Genomic DNA, 12,178 nt, shown 5'->3' with positions numbered 1-12,178 from the left:
CCAGGGGCGAGTCCAGAGCTTTTAGAGAATAGTGGCCAGGAGAGAAGAAAATGGGCCATTTCCGACTCCTGCGGGTCCGGCAACAGACCGGGTGCTTTTTCAAACCACGATGGCTAACCTTTGGAAACATTGGGGTTTTTTAACGCAAAGAGGCCGTCCCGAAGGACGGCCTCTTTGCGGAGAAAACTTAGTAAAACCAAAGTGGTGGGCCGAAATCGGGATTCACATGGAAGTTCTCTGATTTGGCCGGAGACCTCCCAGCGACCTTGCCGGATTCAATTTCAGCAACCACTGTGAACCACTATATGGAAAAACTTGCTGAACCGCAATTGGCTTCACATCCCGACCCGAAGGTCTCCATCTGGATGGCACGGATAGAAATCATGCGTGCCATCTTGAATTTACTTTAAATTCAATGGGTATCTATGCGTGCCACACTGACCGGATGCGTGCCATTTGGCAGATGGCACGCATCCGGTCCCGGCCATCCATGATTCCATTTCCTGCGGTGGATGGTAACGGGATCAAATTCCGTCAGACTATGAGATCATCCTCACCCCTGGGAAAACGGAAAATCCGAGGTTCTTTGAGTCCGTCATCCGGGGGGGGTGACCATGGCCCACCCGGTTCCCATTGGGATGAAAATACATCACCGGCAGTAGCTGCCTGAATAACCGGCATCAGGAAGTCGGCGAGCGACGACACCACATCGTCAAACGGCATATCATCCAACCCGTTTCTCCTGAGGAATGCCTTCCATTGCAATTGCTTTTGCTGGTCTTGGGCAAATATCTGGGTGAGGCCAAAAGGAGGCTGAGCTGACAGCACCGTTCCCCGGCGGTCGAAGGTTGCCCGAATGGCTTGTCGGAGGATCTCACCGTCGAATTTGGTGTGCCGTGCCAGAACCCAGAGATCGAAGAAGTCCTTCATGCGGCTGTTGGCGATGCCCAAGGAAGTCAGAGCCTCGGCTTTTTCCGCTACCACCGTATAGCGGGGGTAGGCCCGCAGCCTTGGCGCACCAAATCCCGATAGGATTACCGGGTACTCGACATTTTCAGGTGCGGGGGTCACAGCATCCCCAAATCCAATATCCACCTGAATTTGGCACCGAGCGTTTTCGAGAAGGCCGAGCAGAGTGACGCGCACACCGGCGTAGTTGGCATCCTTCCGGATCTCGGCTGCGCGGACTGTGTCGGGCTGGAATGCCATGCCGTCTGATACTTCGATTGTACAGATTTCCCTGAAAACGGCTTCCATTTCGGGCAGGTCGGACGGCCCAAAGCCGAGGAGGTCCGCATCCCTCGTCGGGCGAAGGGGGATGTCGAACCAGAGGTCAAACAGCAGTGCCCCTTTCAACAGAAACTGGGCGGAATGTCTCGATATGCTGATCCGGTAAAGTAGGCGTTCGATGGCATAGCGGGTGAGAACAAAATTGAAGTCCTGTTTCGACCCCCGCGCATGGTTCAAAAGTCTGGCACGGACGGACGCCGCTACGTTGTGGGCACTCATGTCAGGCTCTCCATGTAGGGACGCATGACCTTGGCGACCCGGCAAACGGCAGCAAAATGCCAAAGTTCATCCATCTGGAACCGCTTCTCTTTCCAGGACATCTGTAGTGCCTCAATTGCGATGTCCAACCCGATCTTATTGCGGTACTTGAAGCAGTCGGCCACGGCCTTGGCGACACTGGTCACCCGAACCGGAACGCCTTCAACCAGGTGCTCCTGAACGCCTTCGGTCAGTGCCGCTCCGGAGAACCGGACGATGCGTAGCGGAGGATATTCCACCCGAGGGGCCCGGGCTTTGTTGGGAATGGCCAGCCAGACTTCAAATGGTGACTGGGTGGTGAGATTATGGAAGCGCAGTGCTGACAGCAGGCATACGATGGCCTGGGGATGATTGCGCGCAACTTCGGCAAGGGTGCTGAACTCGGACACTTTTCGATCCGGGATCGCGTAAAGCCCATGCCCAACCCTTCTGAGTTGTCCGCGTCGAACCAGCCGCGTAAGCACCACCCGAGAAAATCCCATGTCGGTCACATCGCGGGACCGGATGACTCCACGAGCGTGGGCGAGATCCATGATTTGTTGGTAGTGGGTATCCATGGGCACAGCTTGTTCCGTTTGGTCGGCAATTGTCAAGATATGCCGACATATTGGAACGCTGTCCGCAGGGAATTCATGAAATTGGCAGGTCGCTTGTTTTACGAAAACGGTTCATCCGTACAATATGGTGCCAAGTACCCAGCGGTAGCATTCTGATGGAAGGTCTGCCATCAACATTTACCTCGTTTATCTCGCCTGATTGGGGATTGTATATCCGGCAAACCTGCCCAGCACCCCATTTGGTTCCAATAATCCATTTTTCGTCATCTCGGCCAAATCCCGGCTGGCCGTCCTGATGGAGACCCCGAGCGCATCCGAGAGTCCTTGTCGGGTAATGCGACCTTTCTCCCTGGCAAGGATCACACCCTTCTCCTGGCGGGGAGTCAACCGGGCATCCATATCTTTGATCTCCAGCACTGGTAGTGAATAGACGACCAATCCTGTCACTTCCAACCGTTGGGCCTTCCCATTGGCGACCATTTTCCCCAAATGCCGGTGCAAGGTGGGCTTGGGGACGTGCAGGTCGGCATGCATCTGCGCCAGCGTCATCTTCCCCCCAGCCTCCAACGCCGTGAGCAATCGCTTTTCCAGAGGAGTCCCCGTAACCTTCGGCAAATCGCCGCCTCCCGACAAGTGGCGGCGCAGGTGCTCCGCGCCGATGTTCCTGGGGGCATCCACAGCCGCAGCCAGGATGGCGTTCTGTAGCTCCCGGATGTTCCCTGGCCATGCGTAGGTGGTCAACAACTCTTGCAGGTCTCGGCTCAATCCTTTCCCGGAGAACTCCTTCTGGGATTTCAGGAAGACCTGGGCCAGGGTAACGACGTCCCGTTCCCGTTCCCGCAAGGGCGGCAGACGTAATGCGTATCCCCGGAGCCGAAAAATCAGATCGTCCCGGAATTTCTTCTCCCTGGCCATCTCGGCCAAGTCCCGATGGGTGGCGGAAACAATCCGGACGTCTACCTTTTGCACTGTCCTGGCTCCGACCGGTCGAACCTCGCCCTCCTGAAGAACCCGGAGGATCTTGGCCTGGAGGGGCAGCGGCATGTCGCCGATCTCGTCCAGGAACAGGGTGCCGCCATGGGCCTGCACGAAGAGACCATCCCGGTCGTTCACCGCACCGCTGAAAGCCCCCTTCTTATGCCCGAAAAGCTCCGCTTCCAGAAGTTCGCCTGGGATGGCAGCGCAGTTGACTGCCACGAACGGTCCCTTGGAACGGGAGCTTTCGTCATGGATAAACCGGGCGAACAGCTCCTTGCCGGTGCCACTTTCGCCGGTGACCAACACGGATAGACTGCTGCGGGCCACCTTTCTGGCGCTGGCCAGGGTGGCCCGGAGGCTTGCGCTATTGCCGATGATCTGTTGAGTTTTGGTCGCCACGGTTTCCTCTTGAACGCTGAATATGCGTTCAAGAGTACCGGCTGTCCTGTTGTTCTTGCCTCGGCGGAACCATGGCGGAAGCCGGACCATTTCCCGTCTTGATGGCCATCAGTTGCCATCCGGGTTCCATCCGGCAAGACGAAAAATGGTCTTGGTTCCCAACCGGCAAGAGCAAATTTGGTCTTGCTCATCGGATGGCCATGATTTCAGAAGACAGTTTTCGGACCTCTCGGGAGCTGTGTTGCCCCAGCCGGTCATGGTCGATCTTGCCGACCACAATCACCGGATGGATGCGGTAGCTCCCCTTCTTGTCGTTCTCGTAGAAAGCAAATCCTTCAGGAAGGAGTGACTGGATGGCCGATGCGAGGTTCGACATTCCTTTGAACCCTTCCGCATCACTGGAACCAAGATCAACCTTGTGAACCCAGCCCTGACCATCCCGCACCCGCCCTGCCACGAGTCGCATCAAGAGCAAGAACTGGGCGTCAGGCAAAAAAGATGCCTTGCCGCCGATAACGATCCCCGTCCGTTTTCCCTGGGATTCGCCAGAGATGGACAATTGCACCCCTGGAGGAGGAATAGCTGTCGAGGAGCCATTCGGCGCACACTCCAGACGCGCCAGGTCCATCACCCCTGGGCATTCCGCATGGCTGGCGCGCTTACTTTTATGAAGGCTTTCCTCGATTTTCGCTGTCAGGGATGGATTGTTGCCGCTCAAGGGTTTGATGATGAAGTCGTCCGCCCCATCCTGCAGACATTGGATCACGTCCGGCATTTCCTTGGCGTAGCCGCTCATGACCAGGATTTGCAGGTGGTGATGATCGTCCTGGTTGCGAGCGGGGAAAAGCTCTCGGATCTTTCGTAGCAGGGTTTTTCCCGCCTCCACCCTGGCCTTGATGGAGTCTGGAGCAGTCTTGATCTGGAGATCCAGCAGGACAAAGCAGAATTTTCCGGTGTCCAGCAATCCCATTGCCTCTTCCTGAGAGGGAACGGAGACGGTGTCATGCCCCAACGAGCGGAGCAGATCCCGCAACTCCTCGGCCATCTCCGGGTCGTCCTCCACCACCAGGGCGGTATGGCGGCCTTTCGCTTCTTTCACCATTCCCGCCCCTCCTGTTCTTTCGGAAGCATGATGGTCACCGTGGTGCCCTTGCCCTTGACGCTCCCAAGATAGACCATGCCGTTGTGGTCGGATTCGATGATCTTCTTGGCGATGGTCAGCCCGAAGCCGGTGCCATGCGGCTTGCTGGTGGCAAAGAGTTGGAAGGCGTCCTTTACCGCCTCCTCGGACATGCCGCATCCCTGATCGACGATGGTCACCTGCACCCGGCTGCCATTGTGCTCGTGGGCCGTGATGGCGATGACAGGGAGGCATCGTGCTCCCGCATAGGCGTCCACGCTGTTCTGGATGATGTTGGTCAATGCCTGCAACAGCAGATGCCGGTTGGCCTCCACGGTGATGGCAGGGTCGATGCGGATGTCGGCCTCCATCGCCCGGTTCTCCTTCTTGCGGTCGCGCACCAGATGGATGGCTTCCTCGACCATCGAACGCAGGCTCTCCGTCTGAAAATCAGGCTCCACCTCCTGGGTCAGGGCGCGCAGGGATTCCAGAATGGAAATCAAAAAGCGCACCCGCTCCCTGGCGCGTCGGGTGTGGCGATGCAGATCATCCGGATTGGAACGGGTCTTCGAGATCTCCACCTCGATGTTCTCCAGGGAGGCATCCAGGGGCGAGATCACCTTGACCATCTCGTGGTTCAGTTCCTTCACGAATTGGCCGTGCAGCTTTTCCGCCACCCGGCGCGCCGCGTTGCGGGCGCGAGGACCATGCTTGGCTTCCAGTTCTTCCAACCAGCGCAGCATGAGATCCCCATGCTGATCCTTGAGCATGTCCGTCCTGGATAGCTCCGACCGCCGGGAAAGGGTGCGCTTGGCGGCATTGCGGACCAGATCGTTGTCATCCATGTCCAGGGCGGCCATGATCCTGTCGAAAGTGTCGTGGCGCAGGTGAAGACAGGCGTGGGCCAGGGCCTTCCTCACCTCCCATTTGGGATGGGTGGACAGTTTGGCCAGACGTTGCCCAACCAGAGAATGCGCAGTGGGGTCCAAACCTCCCTGGCGCAGCAGGCCACCTGCCTGATCCACGGCCTCGCGAACCGTCGACCACTGGTCGGAATCAATGTCCTTCAGCAATCCCGTCAGCCCGGTTTCCGGTTCCGTCGCCATCATCAATGCCCGTAGCGCGCTTTGCGCCGCAGGAAGGCCTCCCGGCCTCCTTCCAGCAAAGTCTCGATCCGCTCCTTGACCTCGTCCACCGTCCCCTGGTGGGTGATGGTTCCCCGGCGTCCATCCGAGGAAAGCACGAACACCCGGTCGGCATCTCCCAACACGGGGATGTTGGGGTTGTGGGTCACGAAGATGAGCTGGCGACTGGCTTTGGCCTCCTTGACGCTCTTGACGATGGTCTCGAAAATGAAGGCGTTGTCCAGGTTGTCCTCGGGCTGGTCGATGAGCAGGGGGCGTTCGCTCTCCATCAACAGGATGGGCAGGATGGTGGTGCATCGCTGGCCGGTGGAAAGTGACCCGGCGTCCTTGTAATCCCGGCCATCCAGCAATTCGATACGGGGCAGATCCTCCATCTCGACGGTCTCCATCTTGCCGACCATCTGTGACGCCACCAGTCTGTCGATCACCGTTACGGCTCGGCTGAGTTCCATCCCCGCCATCTCCGCCAAACGGCTCGCATCCTTACGCTGGACGCAGATGGCCAGTTCTTCCGGCGAGAGATTCTGCACGATTTTGTCAACCAGGCTGGCGTACTTGAGACCTGACCCCTTGAGTCCCTCGGTCAGCAAATCGGCGAAGGCCTGCCGGTTGCCCGCCTGGGTCACGGTCACCCGGATGGTGGGCTGCAATGCCTGGGTCAGACGGTCAGCGACGGACTTGCGGAGCCGAAAACGCTCATCCCGCAATCCGGACAGACGGGAGGTCATTTCCCGGTGCTTTCCGGATTTTACAGCGTGCTGCCGTTTCAACTCCTCCAACGACCGGCGGGCATCGCTCACTTCCAGATGCCGTTTTTGCAGCGTGGTGCGTTCGGTGATGCGGCTTTGCTCCTCCTGGGATTTGGCCATCAGCTCCCGATAGGCCTGCTCCTGACCGGCATGATGGTTTTCCAGTTCGCTTGCCACGCCAGCCAGGGCGTTCAGGGTGATCTGGCAGTGTTCATGCACCCAGGGAACCGCCTTGCGGAACTCGTCGAGGAATTCCCTGACTCGGTTACCGACCCCCTGGAACAGAACCTGGTTCGGGCCAGTCGCAATGTCCGACCCGATGTACCCCTCCAATCGCTGGGCCATGGTGTCGGCATAGCTCTGAAATTTGGGGCCCAGTGAGGTGAACTCTGTCGCCAGACTGGCGAGGGCCTTGGTCTCCCTCTCTCGCAGGGCCTTGTGGGTGTGGGCCTGTTCGATGAGCTTGGCGTCCGGGCCGGTGTTCTGCTGCTGAAACCCCTTCAACTTCTCCTCGATGGCCGGTCCTTCCGACGCGGTCTCCGTCAGATCTCCCAACTGGCGCGCCAATTCCGCCAGTTCCCCGTAGCTGTGGTCGATGTCACGCAGCAGGCGCGTGATCTCGCCGTTGATCGAGCGGATGTTCTCTTCCTCGAACTGGTCGATCAGCTTCAACTGGAAGCCAGTATCGGTGGCGATCTGTTCGATTTCGTTCTGGCTGTAGACATCGGCCCGGAAGATGCGGTCCCGATCCAGGGAGATGGCCGTGGCCGCTCCGTTCTCGTCCAGCACCTGACAATCGTCGTTCCATGGACGCTCCGCTGTATACCGCATCCCGTGGCGAGTACGAAAATGGAGACGGACCCGGCCATTGGCGAGATTGCTTTGCACCACGGCCTGGGCGCGGGATTTGCCGCCGCGCCTGGGGTCCGGCATCAGCCCCAGGACATAGCGGATGAACTCCAGGATGGTGGTCTTGCCGGTCCCCCGACCGCCGATGATGCAGTTGAGTCCCTGGGAGAACTCCAGGCGCGCCCCTTCCATGAAGCCACCGGTGATTTCGGCACCCAGCAAAATGTGGGTTCCATTTACTGATCTTGGATCGATATTGGTCATTTCTGCCTCCCGCTCAATTCGCCGATGAAACGTCCAGCTCTGCGCCCTATATCGGGGCGTACATCACTTCAAATAATTCGCTAAACCGAGCCAGGAATTCCCGCCGGGCTTGGTCAGGACTCCACCCCTGGATCATGCCCGGTGCCAAGGGATCGGGAATTCCTTCCCACGGTGCAGGCTCCGGCCCCATGAGCACCGCCTTCTCGGTAGCCAGAAGCAGCATATCGGCTTGCTTCACCTCGACAGGTAGCCCAGCAGGAAGACCAAACCGCTCGGCAATCACATGAAGAAGCTGTTCCTCGATTTCATGGAATACCGTCAGTTCTCGTTTGACCGGCTGGGGAATATCCGAGAGGAAGGCTTCCGCCGCATCGTGGAGCAGGCCCCAGCGGGCATGTTCCGGACCTACCACATGGGAGACGTGGACGGCGTGCTCGGCCACGGAATAGAACCGGTTGCAATGGCCGTTGAACCGGCAGAGCATGGACAGGGAATGGGCGATGTCGAGGATGTCCACCTCCTCCGGCTTGGCATCCATGGGCCAGAATTGCCTCCCGGTAACAGTTTGAATCCATGATCCTTTTCTCTTGTCTGCCATTGCCGACTCCCTCGCTGCCCCACGCCTCAACCGCTTCATTGACTCCCCGACCAACCCATGATAGTTTATAAACTATGACCATGATGGTCTGTTTGTCAATCTAGTTTCTAAACGGGATAGCGATGACCAGCAAAGAGTCAAGGGAAGACCCCAAACCGGGCAAGGATCTGCGCTGGGGTGTGGAACGCCGGATGGAGTTCATTGAGTTCCGCCTCTTCTGGGAGGGGAAGATCAACCGTCGCGACCTGATCGAGCAATTCGGCGTCTCCATGCCTCAGGCCTCGGCGGATTTCAACCAGTACCAGGAGATGGCTCCCGGCAATCTGGTCTACGACATCCGGGCCAAACGCTACTACCCGGCCAAGGAATTTAATCCACGGTTTCTGAAGCCGGACTCGGATCGGTATCTGGCCAATCTGCTCTCGATGTCATCTGGCATCATGACCGAAGACGAAAGCTGGCTGGCGACCATTCCGCCCTATGACGTCCTGCCGCAGCCCCACCGAGCCATCGATCCGGAACGGGTACAGCGGATAGTGGCTGCGATCCGGGATGGAATGGCGATCCAGGTCCACTATCAGTCCATGAACGCTCCCGAACCGGAATGGAGGTGGATTACCCCCCATGCCTTGGCCTTTGACGGCTACCGCTGGCATGCACGAGCCTTCTGTCATCGCAGTGAAACCTTCAAGGATTTCGTATTGGCCCGTTTTTGCGGCTTTCGGTTGAGCAAGGAGCATGCACTTGATCCGTCGGAGGATCGGGAGTGGCATGAGATCATCGACGTGCGGATAGGCCCCCATCCAGGACTCACCGAAAACCAGAGAAAAGCCATCGAACTGGATTACGGGATGAAGGAAGGTCAACTGATTGTCCGTGTTCGGCGGGGTTTTCTGTACTACTTTCTCAAGCGATTGGGATTGGATATCGATCCAGCCAGTCGCAAGCCTAGAGACCAGCAGATCGTCCTGCTCAACCGCGATGAGGTGGACAACGCCTTCGCCTTGTCCGAGGAAAAACAGCCGTGAGGAAGTTTTCCGGGACAGTCCTGTATGCGGCCTCGGACCTGAACGGATTCCTGGGGTGTCGGCACAGCACCTTTTTGGACCTGAAGGATTTGGAGGAACGTCTCCCGCGTGCCGAAGACGATGCCCAGGCCAAGCTGGTTCAAGACAGGGGCCATGAGCATGAGGCGGACTACCTGGACTACCTGAAGAAGGCCGATCTCAGCGTCGTCGAAGTGTCGGAGGACGGCGATCTGGAGGACCGGGTGGTTGTAACCACCGAGGTCATGAAGGATGGCCCCGACATCGTCTACCAGGCCACTCTGAAAAACGGCGTCTGGCATGGGTTCGCTGACTTCCTCAAACGGGTGGATCACCCTTCGCGGCTCGGCCCATTCAGCTATGAAGCGGTGGACACCAAACTCACCAAGCACCCCAAGCCCAAGCATGTCATCCAGCTCTGCCTCTATTCGGAATTGCTCCAGCATGCCCAGGGTATCCGGCCACGAGGCATGTCCCTGGTCCTCGGGGATCAATCCAATCTGCATCTGCGATTTGATGATTTTGCCTTCTATCACGCCATCGTCAGACGCCGGTTCGAGGAGTATGTCTCCGCTCCCCCTATGGCTTCGAAGCCAGAGCCTTGCGGCTTCTGTGAGCTGTGCAAATGGCGAGATCTGTGCGCCGACCAGTGGGAACGGGAAGATCATCTGAGCCGGGTGGCCAATATCCGGCGAACCCAAATCCTGAAGCTGGAAGCGAACGGAATCGCCACTGTCAGTGCCTTGTCCCGTATGGAAGATACTGCGACCGTGTCCGGCATGACCCAGGAAACGCTGGACAGGCTCAAAGCCCAAGCCCGGTTGCAGGTCTTCAAGCAGGAAACCGGGGAAAACAGGGTGGAACCCCTGGACCCGGAGCTTGGAAGAGGGTTTTCCCGCATGCCTCGGCCCAAACCGGGCGACCTGTTCTTTGACATGGAGGGCGACCCCCTCTATCCGGACGGTCTGGAGTACCTGTTTGGGTTCTATTTTGTCGAGAACGAATCTCCCATTTTCAGACCATTCTGGGCCCATGACCACGAGGAGGAAAAACGGACCTTCCAGGAGGTGATGGATTTCATCATGGGGCACCTGCGGGAGAACCCCGATGCGCACATCTACCACTACAACCACTACGAAGAGACCGCTCTCAAGCGGCTGGCCTCCCGGTACGGCACCCGTGAGGCGGAGGTTGATGATCTGCTCCGTGGTCGGAAGCTGGTGGACCTCTACAAGGTGGTGCGGGAGGCGATCCGGGTTTCCGAACCCAGCTATTCCATCAAGAACCTGGAAACATTCTATATGAAGAAGCGGGAGGCCGAGGTAGCCACCGCCGGTGACAGCATCGTCGTCTATGAAACCTGGCGGAAAACCCGCGCCCCGGATCTCCTGCGGCAGATCAGCGACTATAACGAAGACGACTGCCGTTCCACGCTGCTGCTCCGGGACTGGCTGGTGGGGTTGCGACCCGACGACTTGCCCTGGTTCAGTGTCGAGGCAGAGGTGATTTCGGAGGAAAAACTCCAGGCCCAGCAGGAAGCTGAAGAAACCCGCTTGCGCTACGAACAGAACCTGACCGGCGGCTCCAGGAAACCGGATCACGAGTTCCGCGAGCTGGTGGCCCACCTGTTGGAGTTCCACCGGCGCGAAGCCAAACCCCAGTGGTGGGCGATGTTCGACCGCCAGGACCGGGCCGAAGAAGAACTGGTGGAGGACGCCGAATGCCTGGGCGGATTGCGCATGGATCCAAGACATCCGCCTTACCCGGAGAAGCGATCCACGGTCTGCACCTATCGATTTCCACCCCAGGAGACCAAACTGCGCGCTGGGGACTCCTGCCTGCGAGCGGATACTCTTGAGCGCGCCGGGGAAATCGTCGAACTGAACATGTCGACCAGGTTGGTGCGCATCAAGAAAGGGGCCAAGGGTGGACCGCTGCCAGAAGCGTTCTCTATCACGCCCACAGGCCCCATCGACAACCGGGTGCTGCGCAATGCGGTCTACCGATTTGCCGATGCCATCATCGCCGGGGATGGTCGCTTCCAGGCTCTTGCCTCATTTCTGCGGCGGGAAAGGCCAACAATCGTCGGGCATGCGGCAGGAACCCCCGTCGTTCCAGAAACCGATGACATCCTGTCCGCGACCATCCAAGCCATCGCCAACCTCCAGGAGAGCTACCTGTTCATCCAGGGACCACCCGGAGCCGGAAAAACCTACACATCATCCCATGTTATCGTGGAATTGCTTCGTCGCGGCAAGAGGATCGGCATCTCCTCCAACTCCCACAAGGCGATCAATAATCTGCTCTCCGGAATCGAGAAGGCGGCCAACCAGGAAGGTGTATCCTTCCGGGGCCAGAAGAAGTCCACCGCCACCAATGCTGACTCCCTGTTCCACGGGGAGATGATCGAGAACGTTTCCGACAGCGGCAGCATCGATCTGGACTCGGATCTGATCGCTGGCACCGCCTGGCTGTTCGCCCGGGAGGAGTTCGACGAGGTTCTGGACTACCTTTTCATCGACGAGGCCGGGCAGGTCTCCCTGGCCAATCTGGTGGCCATGGGGCTCAGCGCCCGGAATATTGTCCTGGTCGGTGACCAGATGCAGCTAGGCCAGCCCATTCAAGGTGTCCACCCAGGAATGTCGGGAATGTCGATCCTGGACTACCTGCTGGAAGGCGAGGCGACCATTCCGGCGGACCGGGGGATCTTTCTGGGCACGACCTGGCGGATGCACGAGAACGTCTGCCGGTTCATCTCCGACGCCGTCTATGACGGGCGGCTTCACCCCGAGCCGGGAACCAGGAACCAGGCACTCATCCTTTCCGATACCACTCACCCGGAACTCAGGCCCAACGGCATCCGGTTCATTGAGGCGCAGCATGAGGGGTGCTCGCAGAAGAGCGAGGTCGAAGGCGAAATCATCC

9 protein-coding genes are annotated in these 12,178 nt (G+C 58.6%); 2 read left to right on the top strand and 7 right to left on the bottom strand.

The genetic code is table 11. From position 1 onward, the window contains the following. Positions 1-534 precede the first annotated feature (534 nt). From HQL56_13400 to HQL56_13370, 7 genes are all read right to left on the bottom strand, one after another. The gene (locus tag HQL56_13400) at positions 535-1,509 is read right to left on the bottom strand and encodes a nucleotidyl transferase AbiEii/AbiGii toxin family protein (GenBank protein MBF0310516.1); all 975 of its coding nucleotides are present in this window, start codon (positions 1,507-1,509) and stop codon (positions 535-537) included. Beyond that, positions 1,506-2,105: an AbiEi antitoxin N-terminal domain-containing protein gene (locus HQL56_13395; GenBank protein MBF0310515.1), complete on the bottom strand. Its 600-nt coding sequence runs from the start codon at positions 2,103-2,105 to the stop codon at positions 1,506-1,508. The genes HQL56_13400 and HQL56_13395 overlap by 4 nt, the downstream gene beginning before the upstream one ends. A gap of 186 nt (positions 2,106-2,291) precedes the next feature. Beyond that, entirely contained in the window at positions 2,292-3,572 is a 1,281-nt protein-coding gene (locus HQL56_13390) for a sigma 54-interacting transcriptional regulator (GenBank protein ID MBF0310514.1), read from the bottom strand. Between the two features lie 97 nt (positions 3,573-3,669). After that, positions 3,670-4,584: a response regulator gene (locus tag HQL56_13385; GenBank protein ID MBF0310513.1), complete on the bottom strand. Its 915-nt coding sequence runs from the start codon at positions 4,582-4,584 to the stop codon at positions 3,670-3,672. Further along, a complete protein-coding gene (locus HQL56_13380; protein ID MBF0310512.1) occupies positions 4,578-5,714 on the bottom strand; it encodes a HAMP domain-containing histidine kinase in 1,137 nt (378 codons plus the stop codon). Before HQL56_13380 ends, HQL56_13385 begins: the two co-directional genes overlap by 7 nt. After that, positions 5,711-7,609, bottom strand: coding sequence for an AAA family ATPase (locus HQL56_13375; GenBank protein ID MBF0310511.1), 1,899 nt, complete (start codon positions 7,607-7,609; stop codon positions 5,711-5,713). Before HQL56_13375 ends, HQL56_13380 begins: the two co-directional genes overlap by 4 nt. A 46-nt stretch (positions 7,610-7,655) precedes the next feature. After that, positions 7,656-8,207, bottom strand: a complete 552-nt coding sequence (locus HQL56_13370) for a phosphohydrolase (GenBank protein MBF0310510.1) — start codon at positions 8,205-8,207, stop codon at positions 7,656-7,658. Between the two features lie 122 nt (positions 8,208-8,329). On the opposite strand from HQL56_13370, the gene HQL56_13365 reads away from it, so the two are divergent. Together HQL56_13365 and HQL56_13360 are read left to right on the top strand one after the other, a co-directional pair. Continuing rightward, the gene (locus HQL56_13365; protein MBF0310509.1) at positions 8,330-9,235 is read left to right on the top strand and encodes a WYL domain-containing protein; all 906 of its coding nucleotides are present in this window, start codon (positions 8,330-8,332) and stop codon (positions 9,233-9,235) included. After that, the coding region (locus HQL56_13360; protein MBF0310508.1) for a TM0106 family RecB-like putative nuclease at positions 9,232-12,178 on the top strand (2,947 nt) is incomplete at its 3' end. The genes HQL56_13365 and HQL56_13360, both read left to right, overlap by 4 nt.

The sequence above is a fragment of the Magnetococcales bacterium genome, from assembly GCA_015231925.1.
Lineage (GTDB): Bacteria > Pseudomonadota > Magnetococcia > Magnetococcales > JADGAQ01 > JADGAQ01.
The sequence above is the reverse complement of the archived record's forward strand: the minus strand, read 5'-3'. Positions and strand labels throughout refer to the sequence as shown.

Excerpts from the sequence above, each read along its gene's own strand:
- HQL56_13400 (MBF0310516.1), bottom strand. The coding sequence starts at position 1,509 with ATGAGTGCCCACAACGTAGCGGCGTCCGTCCGTGCCAGACTTTTGAAC.
- HQL56_13395 (MBF0310515.1), bottom strand. The coding sequence starts at position 2,105 with ATGGATACCCACTACCAACAAATCATGGATCTCGCCCACGCTCGTGGA.
- HQL56_13390 (MBF0310514.1), bottom strand. The coding sequence starts at position 3,572 with ATGGTCCGGCTTCCGCCATGGTTCCGCCGAGGCAAGAACAACAGGACA.
- HQL56_13385 (MBF0310513.1), bottom strand. The coding sequence starts at position 4,584 with ATGGTGAAAGAAGCGAAAGGCCGCCATACCGCCCTGGTGGTGGAGGAC.
- HQL56_13375 (MBF0310511.1), bottom strand. The coding sequence starts at position 7,609 with ATGACCAATATCGATCCAAGATCAGTAAATGGAACCCACATTTTGCTG.
- HQL56_13370 (MBF0310510.1), bottom strand. The coding sequence starts at position 8,207 with ATGGCAGACAAGAGAAAAGGATCATGGATTCAAACTGTTACCGGGAGG.
- HQL56_13365 (MBF0310509.1), top strand. The coding sequence starts at position 8,330 with ATGACCAGCAAAGAGTCAAGGGAAGACCCCAAACCGGGCAAGGATCTG.